The organism is Yeguia hominis, assembly GCF_014384705.1.
GTDB classification, from domain to species: domain Bacteria; phylum Bacillota; class Clostridia; order Oscillospirales; family Acutalibacteraceae; genus Yeguia; species Yeguia hominis.
Window position 1 is genome coordinate 18,587 of the sequence record NZ_JACRSN010000004.1, and the last position, 22,060, is coordinate 40,646.

Genomic DNA, 22,060 nt, shown 5'->3' on the forward strand with positions numbered 1-22,060 from the left:
TCGGGAGACGGCCATACACCGCAGGATAGAGCTTCCAACCGACGAAAATCTATTTTTGAGGTGTTACAAATGGATGTATTCCCCGTTAACTGGGACAGCGTTCCCGAGGTGATGAACAAGGAGCAATTCTTCCGAATATGCCACATCAGCAAGTCCACGGCGCTGCATCTGCTCAAAAGCGGCAAGGTGCCCTGTGAGTGGTCGGGTAAGAAAACCCGGTGCTATAAAATCCGAAAAGAGGATGTGAAAGCATATTTGGAGGAACGGGCGATTTTCCCTGAACTCTACTCTGCGCCGAAGGGCTGGTACGGCACCCACTATGTGGCGAGGCTCTCTAAGGAGCTGCCCGAGTACACCCTCCGGCAGATGCACGGCTACTATGAAAAGCTGCTGCGCAAATATCCGGACGTGGTCACGGTAAAGGATGTGGTGGCCCTGACCGGCTATACCCTGACCACCGTCCACAACTGGTGCAGCCGTGGGTCACTGAAAGCCTTCCAAAAGGGACTGAAGTTCTGTATCCCGAAAATTTTTCTCGTGGACTTCTTTTGTTCCCTGACCTTCCGCTCCATTACCCGTAAAAGCCTCTGGCATATCCAGACGCTGAACGAGTTCAGCAGGAAGATGAAGCGGAAGTGATCTTTGCAACGATTTAAGGGCATTTGCAAAGTTCGTTGTAAAAAGTGTGCCCGCACAGCAAAAGTTCGCTGCATTTTTTGTGGATACAAGGTGGGGGCCTGTTGCAGATGTACGGAATTGCCCCGTTCGGGCCAAAATACAGGTGCATCGTATTTTGGCCTAAAGCCTATAACCTGTCACAATATCGTACTGACCTTGCGATTCTGAAATTCGCACACTCGCACCTGCCTTTCGGTTTTGGTAGACTGTAACCGAAAGGCGGGTGCATTTTGCATTGCAGGCCTGCCGGGGAAATTTTGAATGGGAGGATCACATATGAAATCGCTATTTGAGCAGCTGGGCGGCACTTACACAAGGCAGGGCGACTACTGCCTACCGGATGTTTGCTTACCACCCGAAGAAGAACGCCCCATCGGCATTTACGGCCAGCGGCGGCGAGCTTATCTGAAGGAGCATCACCGAGTGCTGTATTATAACCTGCTGACCGCCGGGACGCTGGACGGGCACCTTGCAGACATCGAGAAGCAGGCGCAGGAACTCTTTCTTCGGCTGGTAGAACAATACGCAGATGCCGAGGGTGTGACGGAGGAGGTAAAGGCCAATGACCCGCAGGCGTGGGTGCGGAAGATGAACGGCATCCGACATCGGGCAAACGAGGCCGTGATGCAGGAGATTGTATACGGGTAACGAGCAAGCGGAGGTCGATGGCCTCCGCTTGTTTTATATACAGCTCTGACCGAACGAAAAAGAACAATGTTCGGAACAATATCAAAAATTACCGGAACAATGTCATTGTTTTATCGGAACTATGTCAAACTAAATTTGATATTGTTCCGAACTTTATCAGAGCAAGAGGTCAGAAGCTTTCCGGTACAAGCGCCAGTTTGTTGATTGATTCGTGTGCCCGCACTAGCGCATCATAAACTGCCAAAACATCTTCGGAGTCCCAAGTTCGCAGAGATTTTTCATCAATCACACCGGCACTTTCCTGAATGATCTTCGCAAGCTGTTCTTCATCTGCAACGGCGACAACAGCTTGAACCGCTGCATTGCTCTGTGCCTTTTTCAGATTTAGAATAAGGCTATCGATGGAACCTTTAGACTGTACCTCAAAAACATAAATTGCTTTCCCCATATTGCCGATTTTAGCTTCCCAGACAGCATCCACAACTGCGCCTGTTGCAATCTTTACTTCAGAGCGGCTGTCAAAGCCAAGCAGCTTTCCTATGTCCACCAGCTTGTCTTTGATTTCATCGTGAAGCGATCTTGAATCTCTGGCAGAAACGGGCTCCTGAGAAATAGAAATTGCATCTGTGGTGGGGACATCCTTTTCTGCGAGAGGGAGAATTTCATCCCACAGGAAATAGTCAACAGCCAGCAAGTCCGAATCAGCAGCGCCTGCTTTTTTCAGACTGGATGCAATTTCCTTTGCAACCGCACACACTTCAGTATATTTCTTTCCGGTGTATTGGTAGTTGTACTTGGGCATATTCGGAATCCCCAAGTAACCGTAACAAAGAATGGTTGTCTTGTTGAATACGATGTACTCCTGCGGATTCATATAGGAAAGCAGTTCACTGATTGTAGCAGGTCCCATACCTTTTACAGATTTCAGAAAAATATCCCACCGCTTCTCTACAGAGGCAGATCCGTACAACAGGTCGGCTAACTGCTTTTTAAGCGTAGAAAAGCCATTATCTTCAATCAGCTTATCGACAACATATTTTTTGTTTCCCCACATCAGAACTGCCCAAAGCCTGCTGATATACTCAAGGAAATCTTCTTCGGTCATTGCCAAGAGCTTATCTTTGGTGAAGGATTGGTAGTATGCTTTTCGCTCTTTCCGTTCATTCCAGTTTTCTTCGTAATATGCGGCATTGGTGGATTGCTTTTTTATAAACGCCTGAATTGCTATAGAAAGCTTCTGTGTGTCCATACTCACTCCTCCATATTATCCGTCCAAAGCTCGCACTGCGTCATAACAGTTTGAACAGCATCGTCCATCCCTTCGGGCGGATACTTATGTTTTTTCAAAAGGCGTTTAATCAGCATGCGCATTCTTGCCCTTGCCTGTTCACGCCTGTTCCAGTCAATCGTGCGGTTCTTGCGAAGGGTTTCAGCAAGTTCCTTGGTAATGGCGATCAATTCATCATTTTTATAAAAATCTTTGATTGCCTGTGGCTTTGTCAGCGCATCATAGAATGCTAACTCATCCGCCGTGAGGCCAAGTTCTTTACCTTCGTTGTGCGCAGCGGCGATCTGCTTGGCAAGCTTCATCATCTCATCAATGACCTGCTCATTTGTCAGCATACCGTTCAGATAGGCGTTCATCGCCCGCTGCATAATCTCACTGAATTTTTCGGATTTGACCACATTTGTCCTGCGGTAAATCTGAACCTGCTCGGCGATCAATTTTTTCAGCAATTCTACGGCGAGATTCTTTTCCTTCATCTTGGAGATTTCTTCAAGGAACTTCGGATCAAACAGAGAAAATTCGGAGTTAACATCAGAAAACAGATTGATGACGCCGTCACTCTTGATGCTCTGCTTCAAAAGCTCATTGATCCGGGCATTCATCTCCGGGAGAGAAATCTTTTGCCCACCGCCCTGATTAGTCAGCCGAATGACAAGGACACGGACAGACTCAAAGAAAGCTGCTTCAAACCGCATCGGCTCATCTACCAAGGAAGAACAGAGAGACAGCGCTTGGTGAAGCATCAGTGCCTCTTTGAGGAAAGTATCCCGTTCTTCCTCCAATTCCCGTCCCATTATGAAGTTTACAGCGCCGCTGATTGTTTTTGCCCGCTCAAGATCCGTGCCGGACATAAACTTTGAGTAGTCGTAGTGATGGAACAGATCTTGGCATATAGAGAGCTTTTCGAGGAACTTGGGATATGCAACCTTTGCGACATCGGTATCGCCATAGTTCTTTTTATCCCGTACCGTATAGTCGTTCATTGCCTGCTTCAAGGCGGAAGCGATACCTACATAGTCGACGACAAGACCGCCTTCCTTATCACGGAAGACTCGATTGACACGGGCAATGGCCTGCATCAGGTTGTAGCCCTGCATCGGTTTGTAGACATACATTGTTGCAAGGGATGGTACATCAAAGCCCGTCAGCCACATATCTACGACAATAGCAATTTTCAGGGGACTGTCATTATCCTTGAATTTCTGTGCCAGTTCGTCTTTGTGGTGCTTGTTTCCAATGATTTTACGCCATTCTTCCGGGTCTTTGTTGCTCTCGGTCATTACAACGGCGACTTTTTCCGTCCAAGCCGGACGCAGTTCGAGAATGCGGTTGTATATCTTCATAGCAATGGCACGAGAATACGCAACAATCATCGCTTTACCCGTGAGCAGGTTCGCACGGTTATTTTCGTAGTGGTCAAGAATGTCGCAGACTAACGAATTGATCGTCTGGTCGTTGCCCAGGACAGCCTCCATCTGGCCAAGTTGTTTTTTGCTCTGCTCGATAACCTGCGGATCGGCGTTATTGGCCATAATATCATATTCAGCATCAATGAGGCGCAAGGTGGCTTCATCCAAATGCAGTTTGATAACACGGCTTTCATAGTAGACCGGGCGTGTTGCACCATCCTCGACAGCCTGCGTCATATCGTAGATGTCAATGTAATCACCGAACACCTCACGGGTGCTGCGATCTTTGGAAGAAATCGGCGTACCGGTAAAGCCGATGTATGTAGCATTGGGCAAGCTGTTGCGGATAATGCGAGCCGTGCCAACAACACGTTTGGCGACTTCTTCGCCATCCTCGTTAGTTGTGATTTTGATTCTCTCCGCAAGCCCGTACTGCCCACGGTGGGCCTCATCTGCCATCACGACGATATTGCGGCGCTCAGAAAGTGGCTCGTGGGATTCCTCAAACTTCTGCATTGTAGTAAAGATAATCCCGTTTGCCTGTCTGCCGGCAAGCAGCGACTTCAAATGCTCTCTACTTTCTGCGTGGATAGGTTCCTGCCGCAGAAATTTTTTGCATTTGGCAAACTGGCCGTAAAGCTGATCGTCAAGGTCGTTGCGGTCGGTAAGCACAACGATCGTGGGACTGTCCAAGGCATCTTGCAGTAGATGCGCATAAAAAACCATAGATAACGACTTTCCGCTGCCCTGTGTATGCCAAAAAACACCGCCCTTGCCGTCGGTCACGGTTGCGTGCTTGGTAGATTCGATTGCTTTTCTTACTGCAAAATACTGATGGTATCCGGCAAGAATTTTGAAGCTCTTGATCCCCTCGTTTGAAAAGCATATAAAGTTTTTGATAATATCCAGCAGGCGATCTTTTTGGAACAACCCTTCAAAGAAGGTGTCAAACTGTGCATACTGGGTATTTTCATAACTGCCGTCTTTTGTTTTCCACTCCATAAAACGATCTTCACCTGAGGTGATCGTTCCTGCCTTGGAAGTAGATTGATCGCTCATCACACAGATGGCGTTGTAAATGAACATCGACGGAATTTCCTGCATATAATTCCGAAGCTGCCGATAGGCCTCAGAAGCGTCTGTTTCCTCACGGGAGGGGGATTTTAGTTCAACAAGAACAACAGGCAAGCCGTTAAGAAAGAGAATAATATCCGGACGCTTGTTGCTGTTCTCAATGAAGGTCCATTGATTGGCAACGATAAAGGAGTTGTTTTCGGGGTGGGAATAGTCAGCGAGATACACAATGCCGGAACGCTCCTCGCCTTTTTCTAAGTAGCGGACCGGAATGCCGCTTTGCAGGTACTCCATAAATTCGGCGTTCTTCTGCACAAGCTCGCCATTTTCAAAGTTGCGCAGCTTGAATAAAGCGTCGTTAATGGCGTCAGCAGGTAAGCCCTTGTTCAGACGATACAAAGACTCCTCCAATACAGTATCATAGAGCGGGCTCTTAAAGTCCCGTTCCACATCTGGGCCATAAACATACTCATAGCCCAAATCGTTTTTGAAAAGCTCGATTATAGCGTTTTCATAATCAGCTTCTGTGTTATATCCCGGCATATTTACTCCCCACCTTTTATATTGGTTGCAGTATAATCATTTACTGCTTGTCTCAGGCAAGTGGTAATCTGTACAGCTTTTTCTTTTGCTTCTTTTTTATCCTTGAGCTTTACAAAATAATAACCTGAGATAGACATTCGAAGCTTGCTTATGATTGCATCTCGGTTATACCAATCAACAGCGAAATTGCTTTGAATGATTCCTTTTAGATCTTCAATTTCTTTTGGCTTGGCTATACCACTCAAAAGATTAGACAGATTAGAGAGGATATAGGTGTTCAAGGATTCATCGTCAAGATTTTGAGGCGTACTATCTGCTTTTGCATGTGTGTCATACTTCTCAAAATCGGCAACTGCTTGTACATTTCCGCTATTTATATATTTGATATAACTGAGCTGGTGCTCCAATTCAGGAAACAGGGTTGCTTCGTTAATGTTGTACAGGTCAAGCTCTTTCAGGATTTCTTCCTTATTTTCACCACGAATGAAGAAGAATTCTTTTTCAAATGCATTCCGCAGATCGCCCCTCGATTTGGATATAACTGATTTTGCTATATCAGCGACGCCTGAAACAGAAAAGAGACTGGCTAAGAGGAATACACCGCTTTGCTTTCTTAATCGCTCATTCGTATATGTAGGAGTGACCATATAGTTTTCCTGAACAATCTTTGCAAACTCTTGAAACCCGTTTTGCGTGGACCACTTTTTCCTTGTTTCTTCGTCGATTATATGATCCCGCTTTAATCTGGCAAGGACATTCGCAACCGTGTTTTCTTTTGAAAGATCGTAATTTGCTAATGCGGAGACGATTTGAACTTCAAGATCCGTTGGCAAAGAGGGATAGTAGTTTCGGGTGTAGTAAATCACTCCGTATGGCTCGTGTTTTTCCTCACCGTCATCGTCAATATAAGATTCCTCGCCGTGACATTTACAAGCAAAGTACAGCGCTACCAGCGGGTTTGTGGTCAGATCCAGCAGTCTTGTACACATACCATAGTGTTGATACTTTGTCATAATGTCAAAAGTCGTATGAAATTCTTTGAATTCTGCCGGGATTTTTTGCAAAGGAATCTGCATAAGCCGGTGCTCTATACTAAGCATATTGTTTCTAAATATGCTCGGCTCAATATCCCAGAATTCTGCATCTTGCCCGCGAAAATATAGCTCAGTGGAGGTACCGTCATCAGATTCCTTCAGTGCTTTTACAGCGCTGATAAATGAACTGACAGAATCAATCTCGGTCAGCTCGCCAACTTCTAGTTCTTTATAAGCCAATGTGTTACCTCCTCTTTAGCGCAGCAACTATAGTATGTGCCATTGTATTCTCAATGAATGAGTTGTTTTTGTGTATGGGATAGGTAAATGATAATTTAGAGCAGCAAGCAAAAGCGCTCTATAAAGACTGGTTCTTAGATTTTTCTCCATTTTCAAGCGATGGCACACTGCCCGAAGGATGGAGAATCGGAACCGTTGGTGATATTATCCAACTCCACGACTACAAACGAGTCCCGCTTTCAGGCACCGAAAGGAGCAAAATGGCGAAATTATACCCATACTATGGGGCGACTTCGCTTATGGACTATGTCGACAACTACTTGTTTGACGGGATTTATCTACTGCTTGGTGAGGATGGAACTGTTGTTGATAATCTGGGCTTCCCAATTCTGCAATATGTTTATGGTCGGTTTTGGGTAAACAATCACGCACACATAATCACCGGCAAAGAAGGCTTTTCTGTCGAAGAACTCTACCTGTTTTTCGGCTTGACCAATATAAAGTCCATAGTAACAGGCGCTGTTCAGCAGAAGGTCAGTCAGCAAAACTTAAAGAAAGTCCCGGCAATTATTCCTTCAAGCACTGCGCTTTTCTCTTTTGACGAACTCATTCAGCCAATCTTTTCTCAGATACGAAATTTACGAGATGAAAATGCTCGATTAACTTCACTGAGAGATACTTTGTTGCCCAAGCTAATGTCCGGCGAACTGGATGCATCTGTCATCGAGCTTTAAGCCGCTAAATTATCATTTATCTTTCTATTTGCGGCGATTTTATCATCCAAAGATTTCAGAATTCCGGATATGGATTGCTGTGTTTCTAAGTCTGGAACTTTGACCATCAGCGTTTGAAGGACATCCGTCTGGACTCTTTGTCTGCCCGATGAACCAACCATAGACTTGATTGCAGGTCCCCTTACTATGGGACTGGTAACAAGGTAGTAAAGAAAATCAGGATCACATCCGTCTTTTGCTCTGAACACAATGTACTCGGTGGAACCAAATCCGACCTCACCATTTTCAAGTACGCTAACCTTTGCAGTTTTGCCATTTTCAAGACACGGTGTAATGCGAGCCATTATGGTGTCTCCGTTACGAAATTTTGTACCACCGGAATATGGTTCTAATTCAAATCCGGGTACATCTCTACAAAATGGCTGCAATTTATCCATTGAAATCTTTTTTGCAATGCTTCCTTTTTTGAGTGACTCACGAGGATTAAATTCGGCAATCTCGTCTAACCTTTTTTCAAACCATTTAGCCACTTCATTCACCATCCTATCCGATATATTTTCTGTGTGCCAATTTTACATTACTCTGCTTGACCATTGCGTATTGCAAAGTCGTGTCAATCCGCTTGTGCCCCAGTAATTGCTGAAGCTGTTCTATGGGCATTCCTTTATCTATCGCCATTGTGGCCAGCGTTCGTCGGAACTTGTGCGGATGCACTTTGTGTACGCCCAACTGCCTGCCCAATTCCCGTAATCTCGTCTCGACACCGCCTATGGATAGGCGTTTAAAAGGTGCTTTCAGAGAAACGATCAGTGCTGGATTATCATCATTGCGCCTTTCCAAATAGGCTTGCAGGTGCAGCTTTGTTCGGGCGTCAAAGTAGACCATTCGCTCTTTGTCTCCTTTGCCAAACACCACGCACTCCCGCTCTGCAAAATCCACATCATCCCGGTTTAGAAGCACCATTTCTCCAACACGCATTCCGGTTGAAGCAAGCAGGTCGATCATCGCCAAATCCCGCATTTCAGAGCAGCTATCCCGCATCAGCTCAAGGGTTTCGTCAGAGTAGGTTTCCTTGATATTTGACGCTGTTTTGACCTTATGTATCCGGCGAACGGGGCTTTTAAGAATATAATCCTCATCTTCCAGCCAAGAGAAGAACGATGAAAGAATACGCCGAATGTTATCTATGGTCACTCGGCTGGAATGGCGTTCCCTTTGGTAATTCGTCAGGTACTGACGAATATCCTCTGTCACAATCTCCTTGATTGGTTTCCCGATGCCGTCAAGCATTGCCTGTGTGGTGGCCTGATAGTAATTCAGTGACTTTTCGGAACAACCCTCAATACGCTTGGCGGCAAGAAAAAGTGCTAAAAGGTCTTGCTCCTGCTCCTTGGTCTTGCCATCGGAAGGACTAATGTCATAATCCCACAGAGTGTGCAGTAAAACCTCTTGCAGCTTTTCGACTTGTGCGTTGTTCAGGTATGAAAGCATATCTGTAACAACAGTTTGAATCAATTTTTGTCTCATTGTCGTTCTCCTTTTCCAAAAGAGAACGATACACAGCGGCTGTTCCTTTGATAAAACTCTCGCCACTGATGAGAGCAATATACAGTCAGTTATATAGGTCTAAATCGTCGTGATCTTCTCCGTCATAATGATTGTAATAGTGGAACCCGTCTTCAAGTGGCTTTTTGCAGTCACAGCAAACATCCCAGTATCCAAATTCTTCGTTTTCGGTGAAAATAGCACTCTGTTGACGACATTTACAGTATCCAATTTTTTCAATAGGAACACCTTTGAAGTATTGCACCTAATACCCCCCTTTTTAAGCTAAATGATAATTTAGCGGCTTAAAGCTCGACGGCGGATACATCCAGTTCGCCGGACATCAGCTTAGGCAAAAGACTGTCCCTTAAACCCGCCAATGTTCGATTCTGTGTTTCTAAAACTTTCTGCTGTTCAAATATCGGCAAACAGAAGTTGTTGAATTCTTGTATGGTTTTGCTGTCCGGAACGATTGCAGGAACAGACTTCATTGTTCCTCCGGAAACTTCTTTGAATGTTGAACCGGACGCTAGTCTCTCAATCATTGATAGATTCTGCTTCAAGTAGTAATAGACATAAGCGGTACCAATTTCAGCATTAGGAACAACCGACTTAAAACCCTGATTCGTCGTGATATTTCCAGCAGCAATAGCAATATAACCGATGGGGGCACGGGATGAAAACAAAACTGTTCCTTCGGGCATGACAGTCGCACTGCTGTTTTTTAGTCCAAGCTCGGTAATGTCGCTTTCGCCGTGAGTTATGAATTTTGATTTATTAATTGATAAATCCTTCGGGGTTATCCAAGCAATCCCGTTCTTAGTGTAGTATTCCGGCCTTGCTTTGGAGGGTGTGCTTCCGCCAATAACAGTTCCCAAATTGCTAATGGTACCTGTTTCCCAACTCGGATCAGTATTAGTAATGAACAGTTCCTGGTATAACGCCTGAGCTTGCTGCTCTAAATTATCATTTATCGCTGTATTTAGAAAGATTTTTGCCTCGATACTGCCCAAAATACTTGCAATTTTATTTTGATATTCAATAGGCGGAAGTTCTATTTCTTGTTGGGCTAGCACTTTCACCGACAGGCCGGGTTGTGCCGATTGCCCAGACAGGCGGCCTAATTGCATTCTTGAAAGCAGATAAGCTAAATAACGAATATTGCTTTTATCATTTGCACAAACCACAACGGCGTGTTCCGTCATATACGCCTTGCCCGAAAAGTACCGAACATTCCCGCAGAATGCGCCTTGGCGGCCGATAATTGCGCACTCACCGTCAAAGTTAAAATGGTTAGTAAAACCTCTTTGACCATTTCCGCCAAACACAGGATATTCCCCTTCTGAACTAATTTCACTGGCTCTGATGTTTTTTCCACTGCTAAGTCGTGAACAGACATCTGATAGATTATATTTCATACCCAATCGCCCCCAGTTTTTTGCGGATTTCATCCTCCAGCTCGTGGGACTTTTTGAACATCTCCGAAAGCTCAGAGGTTAAACGGGTCATCTTCTCCTCGAAGGGTTCGCCGTCATCCTCAACTTCTTCGATGCCCACATATCGGCCCGGAGTCAGAATAAAGTCCTGCTTTTCGATCGCCTGAAGGTCTGCCACAGCACAGAAGCCCTTTACATCTTCCAATGTCCCTTCTTGGAATGCTTCGAAGGTATCTGCTAATTTTTGAATGTCCTCGTCGGTGAAATCTCTGTGCTTTTTATCAACCATATGTCCCATCTTTCGGGCGTCAATAAAAAGCGTCTTGCCCTTTTGCTTTTTATTCTTGCTGATAAACCAGAGGGTGACGGGAATGGTCACGCTATAAAAAAGCTGTGTCGGCAGAGCTACAATTCCCTCCACAAGGTCGGCCTGAATGATGCGTTTTCTGATTTCCCCCTCACCGCTGGTTTGAGTGGACAGCGCACCATTTGCAAGAACAAGACCTATCTTGCCGTTGGGGGCGAGGTGGTGGATCATATGTTGAATCCACGCGTAGTTGGCGTTACCGGCGGGGGGCGTACCAAACTGCCAACGCACATCGTCCTTCAGCTTTTCCTGTCCCCAGTTGGAGAGGTTGAACGGCGGATTTGCCATAATAAAATCTGCTTTCAGCGTAGGGTGGAGGTCATTAAAGAAAGTGTCTGCCTGGTACGGCCCGAAGTTGGCATCGATACCACGGATCGCCATATTCATCTTCGCCATTTTCCAAGTATCGGCGTTTGACTCTTGCCCATAGACTGAGATCTTCCCCCGGTTTCCTCGATGTGCTTCTATGAAATCGGCTGACTGAACGAACATACCGCCAGAACCACAGCAGGGATCGTACACACGGCAATTTTCGTAAGGCTTTAGAATTGCAACAATCGTTTTAACGATACTTTCCGGCGTGTAGAACTCGCCGCCCTTAACACCTTCGTATGCAGCAAACTGCTGAATGCAATACTGATATGTTTTTCCAAGCAGATCCTTGTTTTCTTTGGTATCGCTCATATCCATATTGGTGAACAGGTCAACCACATCGCCCAAAACACGCTTGTCCAAATCTGGGCTTGCATAGTTTTTAGGCAGCACATTTTTCAGGCTTTTGTTCTCTGCTTCAATAGCCCGCATTGCATTGTCGATGAGTGTGCCAATTTCAGGGGTGTGAGCAGCAGAAGCAATCTTGCTCCACCGTGCATCCTCCGGTACGAAGAAAATGTTATCTTCGGCGTAGGCGTCACGGTCATCTTCGAAGCCGTCGCCCTCAGCGACAAGCTCCTGATAACGCTTTTCAAACGCATTGGATATGTAGCGCAGGAAAATAAGTCCTACGATCACTTTTCGGTATTCTGCTGCGGGGATATGTCCCCAAAGGACACAGGCAGCGTCCCAGATTTGTTTTTCAAAGCCGATTGTGGCGTTGTTTCCGTTAGCCATAGAATGAATCCCTTCCTACGTTATTTTTTCGCATTGCATTGGAGCGTGCGATAAATCAAACCAACACTTCCCATTTTCCGTATCTCTTACCGCTTTCTCGGCGGATATAGTTTTTACCTTGCAGCGACTTCATAATTCGCTTTACAGTGCTGAGAGATCTCCCCGTTGCTGCAACCAGCTCTTGCTGTTTGATGGCCGGATTTTTTGCAATTAACTCCAAGATGGCCAGTTCTTCCAACGAACATTCCAAAGTGTCAAATTGAGACTTTGGAACTTTGGAATTGACACTTTGAGAATTGCTTTCCTCCACATAATCAATGTGCATATAGCGGTTCTTCAGCTCGTAATCCGTGCCCAAAAGGAGATTGCCGAAGAACATCTCCAAGAACTTTGTGGTGGAGTGAACACCCTTTTGCAGATTTGTATAGTTCGCTCGGACCAAGGCGTTGCGGAAGTACCACGAATTCTTTTCAAAGGCGTCGTTGTTCACACGGAAGCCGAAGGTTTTCATATATTTGATCATAAAGACGGCGGTGGCACGGGTATTTCCCTCGCCGAAGGGATGGATTTGCCAAATGTCCGAAGCGAATTTTGCCAAATGTTTCACCGCTGCATCTACGGACAAACCCTCATAGGAGAACTGTTTTTCAGTGGCAAAATCGTAATCCAGCGTATCCTTGATACTGTTCCAGTCCGCATAGATCACGGTGTCGCCGTTCAGCACCCACTCTTTCTTGGTGATGTTGTACTGCCGAACCTGTCCCGCGTGACGGAACACGCCTTCAAACAGCCTGCGATGGATGGAGAGCCACTCGGCAGGCGAGAATTGGAAGGCTTTTTCGCCCAACAGCTTTGCAATTCTGGCGGAGACGATGTCCGCTTCTTTCGTTTCGTTCTCTATTTCGGTGCGGGTGGTACGCTGCTCATAATAGCTATGAATGCGCTGCTGGGCTTCATCGATGGTGATTTTGCCCTCAATGTGATCCTTGGCCGTATCCAGCAGATAGGCAGAGGTGTTCAGCCCGTCAACCGCCTGCAAGCCAATGGCGGTCTGCCACGCTTCACTTTTTTCTGCCCGGTCCGGTTCGCCTTGCTTAATATATTCTTCCAGTTCAAATTGCCAATTCTGATCGGGCATATCTGCACCTCATTCCTTGCTCAAATCTTCCGCCTTGAAGGTCGTGTACCCTTCGTAATAGTAGCTGTGGTCAATACCCTTCATATACACCTCACGGCTGCCCACCTCATCGGTCAGTGCCGCCTTCAGCAGTACCTTGATCTCCACATCCTTGATGGGGCTGCGCTCCATTGCAAGGAGATAATCCTCTTTATCCACCTTGCTCCAGTCCATGACCTTACCAATTTCGGTTTTCAGGATATGGTAAAGCCAAATGCGGGTGCTGCGCCCATTGCCCTCCCGAAAGGGATGGGCAATATTCATTTCCACATATTTTTCGATGATCTCGTCAAAAGTGGACTGCGGCATCTTGTCGATGTTGGCTAGTGCCGCCTCCAGATAGATCAGCGGTGCAAAGCGGAAATTGCCCTTCGCCAGATTCACCGTGCGCAACTCACCGGCGAAGTCGTAAATATCTTCAAACAGATATTTGTGAATTGCCTGCAAGGTCAAGAATATACCTGCTGGCAGGGCATCAAGCACGCCGTTTTCAAACAGTTCTACCGCCTTTTTCTTGCTGATGCGTTCTTCTTCACGGGCAAGATCGGCGGAGCTTGTCAGCCCAAATTTATTTTCCAGTGCCATATCGCACCTCCAAAATAATTACTTATCCGCCGCCACGCCGGACTTCATCCAAGCGTCTACTTCACTGACCTTGAATTTCCAAAGGCGGCCTATTTTCGCAGCGGGCATATTTCTTTTCTCTATCCAAGCGAGCACCGTATCACGGCTGACGCCGAGGTATTCGCAAATCTCTTTCATTGAGTACCAGCGTTCGATGGTCGGTTCCATTAAAATGTCCTCACTTTCAGGCAGTTTCCGATAGCTACAATTATACAATTTAAGTATATCACGGCGATGCCGATTTATCAAGGATTATTGCGGATTTACGAGGGATTCAGAAGAAAATCTTATAATTAAAAGTGAAAGGTTTCCCCGCTCGGTTTACTGATTTGAGCGGAGAAACCTTTTTTGCTACATATCTCTTTTTTCGGAAACGCCCCCACAAATGGTCTTGCAATTTTGAGAATAAGTGAGGACGGAAAATTTTTCGAGAATTTTCTCGAAAACACCCCCACAAACGGCGCCCCTTATTCAGAGTAAGTGAAGGGAGAAATATTTTTGTGGGGAATTTTGAAAAGTACCCTGCCAAATGGCACCCCTTATTCAGAGTAAGTAGAGGGACCTTTTGAAAAGTTGAGAGAATTTTTCAAATTACTTTGCCAAAATCTCAAAAAATTTCCCAATTGGTTAGTAGGAGGGGCACTTAAAAAATTTTTCTAAAACCCATTTGTTATTTGCCAGAAAAGTTCCCAGTTGATTAGTGGGAGGGGCGCTTAAAAATTTTCTTCAAACTTCTTTTTATTTTTGCCGGAAAAATTCCCAATTAAGTAGTAGAGGGGTTCGCAGAAAAATTCTCAAAAGTTTTTTCGTTCAAATCCGAAAAAATTTCTCAGTTGGTTAGTAGAGAGGCTTTCAGAGGAAATTTTCAAAATTCCTTCGTACAAATCAAAAAAATTTTCCCAGTTGATTAGTGAGGGGGTTAAAAAACAGGCCTTCTCGCTGCCTACCTATTGAGGGGACTCTCTCCCTGTGCACCTTGAAAATTGAATTGCCGCCTCCAAAGGATATGCTTCCGGCAAGTGACGCCACGACTTCCCGATAATTCAGGGCTCCCGCAAAATCAAAGATTTTGTGGGAAGAGGAGCAGCAGTGAAACGAATGAGCTTTCGCACGAGTGCGGAAGCGAATGATATGGAACTTGCTGCGACGAGAGCGCACCAAAGAAGCAATACGCCGTGGTGAGATTCCGGGGCAGGAACGATGCGGATGAGCGGCAGCAAGCAAAAACCGCCGCAGAAATGCGGCTTCAGAACAGACAAAGGAGGTTCAAACCTATGAAGAAAGGAGAGCTCAGAGAGCTTTATCAGATGATGTTTCCGGAATACCCGGACATTGTGACCGTTAAAGAGCTTAGGGAGATGCTGGGCATCAGCCGCAAGCTGGCGTACAAGCTGATCGACTACGGGTATATCCACGCCGTGAAGATCGGCACGACGCTGAAGATCCCGAAAATCAGCGTCATCAACTATGTAATGGAGAAAGAGGTGAAGAAGGTTGGATGAGATCAAACGCCTGACACCCGCCCAAAGGACACGCTGCAACCGGCTGATCCGGCGGCTGTGCGCCAACTATGATGGCGGCAACTGCCTGCCGTTGGACGATGGCGAGGGCTGCGTGTGCGTGCAGATGATTTCCTATTCGCTGCTGTGTAAGTACTTTCGGCGGGCGGTTCTACCCACCGACAAGGCACTTTACGCCGACATTTACCGGCAGCGCACACGGCTCTGCGACCGATGCGGAAAGCCCTTTGCACCCGGCAGCAACCGGCAGAAGTACTGCCCGGAATGCGGCCGCTCCATCCGGCGCAAGCAGAAGGCAGACTCGGCCAGACGGCGACGCAACGTCGAACATTAAGCGCCGGGAAAGCCTTGATTCCCGGGGCTTTTTTGAGGGCGAAGCGGGTGCGGGTGGCCGTTTCCATCTGCACCTGTCAAAATTCATTTCTAACATTCTACAAAGGAGAAATTTCTATGGGTAACAAACTGAAAACCGTGGACGCAGAGACCCTGCTGTCCACGCCGATGAGCAAGACGATGTTCGTCGTGGACGGACTCATTTCGCAGGGTGTCAATGTCATCAGCGGTGCCAGCAAGATCGGCAAAAGCTGGCTGATGCTGTGGCTGGGGCTGCAAGTGGCGCAGGGAAATTCCGTTTGGGGTTTGCCCACGCTGCAATGCGATGTGCTCTATCTGAGCCTTGAGGACACCCAGCGCCGCATCAAAGACCGGCTCTACAATCTTACCGACAGCGCCCCGGACAATCTGTATTTTGCCGTGACCTCCGGGCTGATCGGCGGCGGGCTGGAGGAGCAGATCACGGATTTCCTGACCGAGCATCCCGCCACCAAGCTGGTCATCATTGACACGCTGCAAAAGGTGCGGGACTCCAAGGGCAGCGCCGGAAAGGCAGGAATGTACGGCAACGACTACGATGACATTTCCTCCATCAAGCGCATTGCCGACGGCTTCAACATCGCCATTTTGCTGGTGCATCACCTGCGAAAGCTGCAAGACAGCGACGATCCCTTTAACGATGTCAGCGGCTCCACCGGTATCATCGGCGCTGCGGACACCAACTTCATCCTGCGCCGTAAGCGCAGCGGAAACGCCGCTACGCTGCTGGTCAGCGGGCGGGATGTGGAATATCAGGAACTGACCTTGCAGTTTAACGACCTTGTCTGGGAGCTGGTGGAGCGCAAGAACAGCGAGGACATTCATAAGGCGGAGCTGCCGAAATTTCTGTTTCGGGTGGTGGACTTTATGGAGTGCCGCACCGAATGGGTAGGCACGGCTACGGAGCTGCTGGCCGAAATGAAGGAGCAGGAGGTCACGCCCAATATGGTCACAAAGTATCTCGGCCAGTTCGCCTATGAGGTGCTGGAGCCGCTGGGCATCGAGTATCGCACCAAGCGCACAGGCAAAAGCCGACTCATCAAATTTCTGCGCCGTGACGGCGATGACGCAAATGACGCCGGGATCGCTATATAAGGAAATCCCCGTCACAACCGTCATTGCCGTCACAAACCGAAGAAAGGGGGTGAACAAATGCGCAGCAAAAACTACGGGATCAATGTCCGTGTGACCGAGCAGGAGAAGCAGAAGCTGCTGGAAAATGCCCGGTTCTGTTCTCTGTCGCTGTCGGAATACTTGCGGCGGCTGGGGCTTGGGAAAGAGGCCAAAGCGGCCATCACGGGGCGGGATTACCGCCTGTTTCGGATGCTGAACGGCCTGAAAGCGGAGCTTCCACAGCTTCAGAAAGAGGAAATTCTGAGCAGGCTGGAAGCAATTTTGAATGAATTAAAGTAAGCGAGAATTACGCCTGCGCAGTCTAAGCGAGCAGACTGTTTTTACTCCTGTCGGAGCCAAACAGTGTATCCGCTTGCGATGCCTGCGTCATCTGAGCGAGCAGCGCGTTTTTACTCCCGGCAGGGCCGGAGCGCAAAACACTCGTTAGGGCGTGCCCTAAGACCCCGAAAGAAAAAACTATGAAAGTGAGGACAACACAATGAGAAAATCTGATTTTACTTTACCCACGCTGGACGATCTGTTTTCCACGCAGGCGGAGCGGGACGATGCCAAACTGGAGCGGGTGCGGAATATTCCACTGGCCGAGCTGCACCCGTTCAAGGGTCACCCCTTCAAGGTGCAGAACAACGAGGAGATGCAGCGGATGATCGAGAGCATCCGCAAGGTGGGAGCCATTACCCCGGCGCTGGCAAGGCCGCTGCCCGACGGTGGTTACGAGCTGATCTCCGGCCACCGGCGGCTGGCGGCGTGTCAGGTGCTGGGCGTTGAGACGATGCCCGTCATCGTCCGGGAGCTGTCCGACGATGAAGCGGTGATCGCAATGGTGGACGCCAACTTGCAGCGAGAGACCATACTGCCCAGCGAAAAGGCATTCGCCTACAAGATGAAGCTGGATGCAATCAAACATCAAGGTGTCACTTCTGTGCAAGTTGCAGAGAAGTTGCTTAGCGTAGAAAAAGTGGCAGACGATGCAGGTGAGAGCAAAGACCAAGTGCGAAGATATATCCGCCTGACCTACCTGATTCCCGAGCTGCTTTCGATGGTGGACGACGGCAAGATCGCCTTCAACCCGGCGGTGGAGCTTTCCTACTTAGACTCGTATCAGCAGCGGGCGGTGCTGGACGCGATGGCGCTGAACGACTGCACCCCGTCCCACGCCCAGAGCATCCGCCTGAAAAAGCTGGCGCAGGAGGGCGTGCTGGATGACCAGATAATCTACGCCGTGCTGGCGGAGACGAAACCAAACCAGCAGGAGCGGCTGAAATTCAAGCGGGAGGAGCTGCGGAAATACTTCCCCTCCGGCTACACCGAAGAGCAAATGCGCCGGGACATCATCAAGGGGCTGGAATTGCTGAAGCGGCAGAGAGAACGAAACCGGGATGCCCGCTGATTCGTACCGATACGGCTGCAATCAAACAAATCGCAGAATAGAGAGAACCCCAAACCGGTGGTATACTGATGCTGTCGGTTTGGAGTTCTGTTCTGCAAATAGAAAGAGACAGGAGGAAAACAAAATGGTAGCAGGACATCTGACTTTGAAAAACGGCAAGTATTATGCCGTGCTGAACTACAAAAACGCCGGAGGGCAGCGAAAAACGAAATGGATCTCGCTGGGACTTTCCGAAAAGGGAAATAAGCGCAAGGCCGAGGCGGAACTGGCAAGGCTCCGGGCGGAGTTTGAACCGCCCAAAGAGGCGGGCGACCTGAGCAGTGATATGCTGTTCGCCGATTATCTGTTGGAATGGCTGGAGATCGCCAAGGGAAGTCTGGCCCACGCAACCTACGGTGCCTATCAAGGACTGCTGAAAAGCACCATCGTCCCTTATTTTCGCAAGAAGAAATTGACACTGCGGGAACTGGAAGCCCGACATTTGCAGATGTTTTATTCCGAAATGCTCAGGCGGGTCACGCCCAATACCGTTATCCATTATCACGCCGTCATTCACTCAGCACTGAAATATGCAGTCAAGACCGATATGCTGATCCAGAATGTGGCGGACAAGGTGGACCGGCCCAGAAAGAACAGCTTTCAGCCGGTCTTTCTCTCGGCGGACGAGATGCAGGAGATGTTTGAAGCCCTTCGGGGAACCAAGCTGGAGCTGCCTGTGCTGGTGGCTGCCTTTTACGGACTTCGCCGTGGCGAGGTGGTGGGCTTGAAATGGGATGCCATCGACTTTGAGCAGGGCACCATTTCCGTAAAGCGCACCGTGACCTCAACGATCATCGACGGCAAGTATCAGGAGTTTGAGCAGCAATCCGCCAAGACCAAGTCCAGCCTGCGCACACTGCCGCTCATCGGCAGCTTCCGGGAATACTTTATGCAGGTGAAAGAGGCGCAGGAGCTGAACAAGCAGGTCTGCGGCAACTGCTACAACTATGAATACGATGGCTTTGTATTCGTGGATGAGTTGGGCGAGCGGATGCGGGTGGAATACCTGACCAACGCATTTCCGAAATTTCTGGAGAGTCACGGTTTGCGCCGGATGCGCTTTCACGATCTGCGTCACAGCTGTGCCAGCTTGCTGCTGGCCAACGGCGTCCCCCTCAAACACATTCAGGAGTGGTTGGGGCACAGCGACTTTACCACCACGGCGAACATCTACGCCCACTTGGATTACAAGTCCAAGATCACTTCGGCGCAGGCGATGGAGACAGGGCTTGCTCTGCCGGAGGGCGGCGACTTCAGCAGCCGCTGGAGTTCGATCAGTGCCGGGGAGAACAGCTGATTTTCTCCCTTGAAAACCGAAGATCGTGCAGGCTTATCCTTTGGGCAAAAATAAAAAAGCCTGTAATCGGCGTGATTACAGGCTTTTTGTGGCGGAGAGTTAGGGATTCGAACCCTAGAGACCTTTCGGTCTACAGCATTTCGAGTGCTGCACCTTCGACCACTCGGACAACTCTCCGTGTCTATTTTCGTCCGGTTTTCTTTCCAAAAATTTGCTCAAAAATTCGTTGGAGAGAAAACAGGAGAGACGGCAAAAAATATTCGATTTTGAGATTTTCTGTGTTGAGGAACATCAAGGAGAAGCGGGGGGACGAAAATCACAGGCCCTGCCGAAATTTCGAGTCAGCCCCGTTATGACCACTTCGATACCTCTCCGGATAAAATTGTATTGATATCTGCACGTGATCCGTTCGCATTTTGCATTCAGACACATAAAACGGCTTGCACATAAGCACATCAAAGAAGAAAATCGGACCGCACAGCCAATTGTCTAAAACAATCGCTCCGTCCGGCGGCTTCCGATGTGTTTTGAAACGCATATCAACACAATGCTTATCTATTTTACGGAAAATGGCGCAAAAAGTCAAGGGGTTTCGGGCGGAATTCTAAAATTATCCTGTGAAACCCGTGTTTACGGGGTGGTCTGCGGTTCTCCGGCGGCAAATCCCGCGTTTGCATAGACCTTCGGCACCTCGCCCACCAGAATGGCCTCCGCAACCAAAACATTGGTCTCGACTTCCATTTCACCGCGCGATCCCGGCAAAAACGTGTGGATTCCGGCCAGCACAATCTGCAGCGGAACTTCCGGACCACGCCCATAGAGCCATTCATTTCCCAGCAGCGTTCCGATTGGCAGCCGCACCTGCTGTGTCTGCTCCCCGAGCGCCTCATTGACACGCACGAGAACCGCCTCTTTCAGCAGATTCGCGCTTGCAGCGTCTGTTGTCATACGGGCAACTGTGCCGCTGCTCGTATCAATCTGCGAGAGGCACCCGACAAGTGCGTCGTTGTTTTCGTGCAAAACCTCGCCGACGGCTTCGCTGATGACCTTTGTCGCAAAGCGTTTGGCCTCATTTTCTGCAGAAGCCTGCAAAATTGGTGCAAACCAGACGCGGAACACCAGAAGTCCCAGCAGAAAGAAAATCCCGCAAAAAAACAGTTTCCCCTTTGCGTTTAGGCGTCTGCCCGCTCCTCTTTGCCGCACTGGGATCCCTCCCCTTCTGACCCGCTTTTTCTCTATCCTATGCTGATTTGAAAAAAGTGTGCCAAACCGGATGGATTTTTCTCTTTTTTCTTGACTTCACCCAAAATTTCCGATATAATCGCCTTGGCTTATTAAAATACATTTAAAAAGTAATTTTTAAGCGTCAAGGAGGCGATGCGGCATTTTAAAACGGCCCCCAAAAGATACTGCGGCAATCCGCCTTGCAAACAGGCGCGCTGTGCTGCGCTGCCTGCGAAAAATGAACTGTGCATCCGTACAGACGCTTGCGCAGCAAACCAGTCTCAGCTACGTCACGGTAAACAACCTGATCCGACAGCTTTTGGAAAGCACAGAGGTTCTTCCCGGAAACCTGCTTCCCTCCGCCGGCGGACGGCCGTCGCAAACCTATCGATTTCGCCCGGATTTCCGGCATGCCGCCGTCGTATACGGTCACACACAAAACGGGTGCGACACCCTGCATCTGCGCGTGACGGACCTGTGCGGCAAATCGGTCTACCGCAGCGATCTCCTTCCCGACCGCGTCACACTCTCGTATCTGATGCAATTACTGGCCGATGCCTTCGCCCAATATCCGGACATTGCCGCCGTCGGGATCGGCCTTCCCGGAGAAGAACTGGACGGCGTAGTCACAATCAACGATTACACGGACTTGGTTGGAACCCGCCTGACGGCTTCCCTCTCCGCGGCCTATGGCGTCCCCGTTTTCTTTGAAAACGACATCAACGCCGCCATTCTGGGATTTTCTGAAGAAGCGCACGCCTCCGAAAGCTGTACAGTCGGCATTTATTTCCCGGGAAAATACATTCCCGGCGCCGGTATCCTTTTAAACGGAGAAATCTATCGCGGAAAGCAGCACTTTGCCGGAGAACTGCGGCCGCAGCCCTTTGGGATCGACTGGCTTGCTCCGAAAAGCCGCGCGGAGACGCTTGCGGACACCGCAAAGCTGTGCAGCGCCATCTGCTGTCTGCTTGCGCCGGACACCATTGTCCTCTATGGCGAGTCTCTTCCGGACGATACCGCAGAAATCGTCGCGCAAAAAGTTTGCGACCTGTTATCCGGAAAATTTTGTCCGCAAATCGTTCTTTCCCACGCATTTGAGCCCCATTTTGAAAAAGGCATGATCCGCCAAACCCTCGAACGAGTCGAAGAAGCGCTCCTGCAGGAAGCGCATTTTTAA

General features: G+C 48.5%; 21 protein-coding genes and 1 tRNA gene. 10 read left to right on the forward strand and 12 right to left on the reverse strand.

Annotated elements, in window-relative coordinates; all coding sequences use genetic code 11:
- Window positions 1-69 precede the first annotated feature (69 nt).
- Together IAG03_RS03595 and IAG03_RS03600 are read left to right on the forward strand one after the other, a co-directional pair.
- Window positions 70-639, forward strand: a complete 570-nt coding sequence (locus tag IAG03_RS03595) for a helix-turn-helix domain-containing protein (RefSeq protein ID WP_249318436.1) — start codon at window positions 70-72, stop codon at window positions 637-639.
- A 315-nt stretch (window positions 640-954) separates the two neighbouring features.
- A complete protein-coding gene (locus IAG03_RS03600; protein ID WP_249318438.1) occupies window positions 955-1,326 on the forward strand; it encodes a TnpV protein in 372 nt (123 codons plus the stop codon).
- A 169-nt stretch (window positions 1,327-1,495) separates the two neighbouring features.
- Here IAG03_RS03600 and IAG03_RS03605 read toward each other — a convergent pair whose 3' ends face one another.
- From IAG03_RS03605 to IAG03_RS03615, 3 genes are read right to left on the reverse strand one after another with little or no spacing between them, the layout of a single operon-like run.
- Complete coding sequence (locus IAG03_RS03605) at window positions 1,496-2,575, reverse strand: hypothetical protein (protein ID WP_249318440.1); 1,080 nt, start codon at window positions 2,573-2,575, stop codon at window positions 1,496-1,498.
- A gap of 2 nt (window positions 2,576-2,577) precedes the next feature.
- Entirely contained in the window at window positions 2,578-5,640 is a 3,063-nt protein-coding gene (locus tag IAG03_RS03610; RefSeq protein ID WP_249318441.1) for a type I restriction endonuclease subunit R, read from the reverse strand.
- A gap of 2 nt (window positions 5,641-5,642) precedes the next feature.
- Window positions 5,643-6,914 (reverse strand): FRG domain-containing protein, encoded by a 1,272-nt coding sequence (locus tag IAG03_RS03615; protein WP_249318443.1) that lies wholly within the window; start codon window positions 6,912-6,914, stop codon window positions 5,643-5,645.
- Between the two features lie 167 nt (window positions 6,915-7,081).
- Here IAG03_RS03615 and IAG03_RS03620 point away from each other — a divergent pair, with 167 nt between their 5' ends.
- Window positions 7,082-7,648: a restriction endonuclease subunit S gene (locus IAG03_RS03620; RefSeq protein ID WP_283242992.1), complete on the forward strand. Its 567-nt coding sequence runs from the start codon at window positions 7,082-7,084 to the stop codon at window positions 7,646-7,648.
- Here the strand turns inward: IAG03_RS03620 and IAG03_RS03625 are convergent.
- From IAG03_RS03625 to IAG03_RS03655, 7 genes are all read right to left on the reverse strand, one after another.
- Window positions 7,645-8,178, reverse strand: a complete 534-nt coding sequence (locus IAG03_RS03625) for a restriction endonuclease subunit S (protein WP_249318445.1) — start codon at window positions 8,176-8,178, stop codon at window positions 7,645-7,647. The genes IAG03_RS03620 and IAG03_RS03625 overlap by 4 nt on opposite strands.
- 13 nt (window positions 8,179-8,191) lie before the next feature.
- The gene (gene xerA / locus IAG03_RS03630) at window positions 8,192-9,175 is read right to left on the reverse strand and encodes a site-specific tyrosine recombinase/integron integrase (protein WP_249318448.1); all 984 of its coding nucleotides are present in this window, start codon (window positions 9,173-9,175) and stop codon (window positions 8,192-8,194) included.
- A gap of 323 nt (window positions 9,176-9,498) precedes the next feature.
- Window positions 9,499-10,611, reverse strand: coding sequence for a restriction endonuclease subunit S (locus tag IAG03_RS03635; protein ID WP_249318454.1), 1,113 nt, complete (start codon window positions 10,609-10,611; stop codon window positions 9,499-9,501).
- Window positions 10,601-12,106 carry a type I restriction-modification system subunit M gene (locus IAG03_RS03640; protein ID WP_249318455.1) on the reverse strand — a complete coding sequence of 502 codons (1,506 nt, stop codon included), beginning with the start codon at window positions 12,104-12,106 and terminating at the stop codon, window positions 10,601-10,603. The genes IAG03_RS03635 and IAG03_RS03640 overlap by 11 nt, the downstream gene beginning before the upstream one ends.
- A 55-nt stretch (window positions 12,107-12,161) precedes the next feature.
- Window positions 12,162-13,244 carry a Fic family protein gene (locus IAG03_RS03645; RefSeq protein ID WP_249318460.1) on the reverse strand — a complete coding sequence of 361 codons (1,083 nt, stop codon included), beginning with the start codon at window positions 13,242-13,244 and terminating at the stop codon, window positions 12,162-12,164.
- 9 nt (window positions 13,245-13,253) lie between these two features.
- Entirely contained in the window at window positions 13,254-13,868 is a 615-nt protein-coding gene (fic, locus tag IAG03_RS03650) for a protein adenylyltransferase Fic (protein WP_249318461.1), read from the reverse strand.
- An 18-nt stretch (window positions 13,869-13,886) separates the two neighbouring features.
- Window positions 13,887-14,075, reverse strand: coding sequence for a helix-turn-helix domain-containing protein (locus IAG03_RS03655; RefSeq protein WP_177465015.1), 189 nt, complete (start codon window positions 14,073-14,075; stop codon window positions 13,887-13,889).
- 1,106 nt (window positions 14,076-15,181) lie between these two features.
- On the opposite strand from IAG03_RS03655, the gene IAG03_RS03660 reads away from it, so the two are divergent.
- The 6 genes from IAG03_RS03660 (at window position 15,182) to IAG03_RS03685 (ending at window position 19,659) form a co-directional block, all read left to right on the forward strand.
- On the forward strand, window positions 15,182-15,409 hold the full coding sequence (locus tag IAG03_RS03660) for a helix-turn-helix domain-containing protein (RefSeq protein WP_249318462.1): 228 nt from the start codon (window positions 15,182-15,184) through the stop codon (window positions 15,407-15,409).
- Complete coding sequence (locus IAG03_RS03665) at window positions 15,402-15,761, forward strand: cysteine-rich VLP domain-containing protein (RefSeq protein ID WP_249318463.1); 360 nt, start codon at window positions 15,402-15,404, stop codon at window positions 15,759-15,761. The genes IAG03_RS03660 and IAG03_RS03665 overlap by 8 nt, the downstream gene beginning before the upstream one ends.
- Before the next feature lie 116 nt (window positions 15,762-15,877).
- Window positions 15,878-16,894, forward strand: coding sequence for an AAA family ATPase (locus IAG03_RS03670; RefSeq protein ID WP_249318464.1), 1,017 nt, complete (start codon window positions 15,878-15,880; stop codon window positions 16,892-16,894).
- 57 nt (window positions 16,895-16,951) lie between these two features.
- The gene (locus IAG03_RS03675) at window positions 16,952-17,212 is read left to right on the forward strand and encodes a plasmid mobilization protein (RefSeq protein WP_249318465.1); all 261 of its coding nucleotides are present in this window, start codon (window positions 16,952-16,954) and stop codon (window positions 17,210-17,212) included.
- A gap of 199 nt (window positions 17,213-17,411) precedes the next feature.
- Window positions 17,412-18,323, forward strand: a complete 912-nt coding sequence (locus IAG03_RS03680) for a ParB/RepB/Spo0J family partition protein (protein WP_249318466.1) — start codon at window positions 17,412-17,414, stop codon at window positions 18,321-18,323.
- Window positions 18,324-18,447: 124 nt separating this feature from the next.
- On the forward strand, window positions 18,448-19,659 hold the full coding sequence (locus IAG03_RS03685; protein ID WP_249318467.1) for a site-specific integrase: 1,212 nt from the start codon (window positions 18,448-18,450) through the stop codon (window positions 19,657-19,659).
- A gap of 89 nt (window positions 19,660-19,748) precedes the next feature.
- On the opposite strand, the gene IAG03_RS03690 is transcribed toward IAG03_RS03685, so the two are convergent.
- Window positions 19,749-19,836 (reverse strand) — tRNA-Ser (locus IAG03_RS03690).
- A gap of 453 nt (window positions 19,837-20,289) precedes the next feature.
- The gene (locus IAG03_RS03695) at window positions 20,290-20,862 is read right to left on the reverse strand and encodes a sporulation protein YunB (protein WP_249318468.1); all 573 of its coding nucleotides are present in this window, start codon (window positions 20,860-20,862) and stop codon (window positions 20,290-20,292) included.
- Between the two features lie 259 nt (window positions 20,863-21,121).
- Here IAG03_RS03695 and IAG03_RS03700 point away from each other — a divergent pair, with 259 nt between their 5' ends.
- Complete coding sequence (locus IAG03_RS03700) at window positions 21,122-22,060, forward strand: ROK family protein (protein ID WP_249318469.1); 939 nt, start codon at window positions 21,122-21,124, stop codon at window positions 22,058-22,060.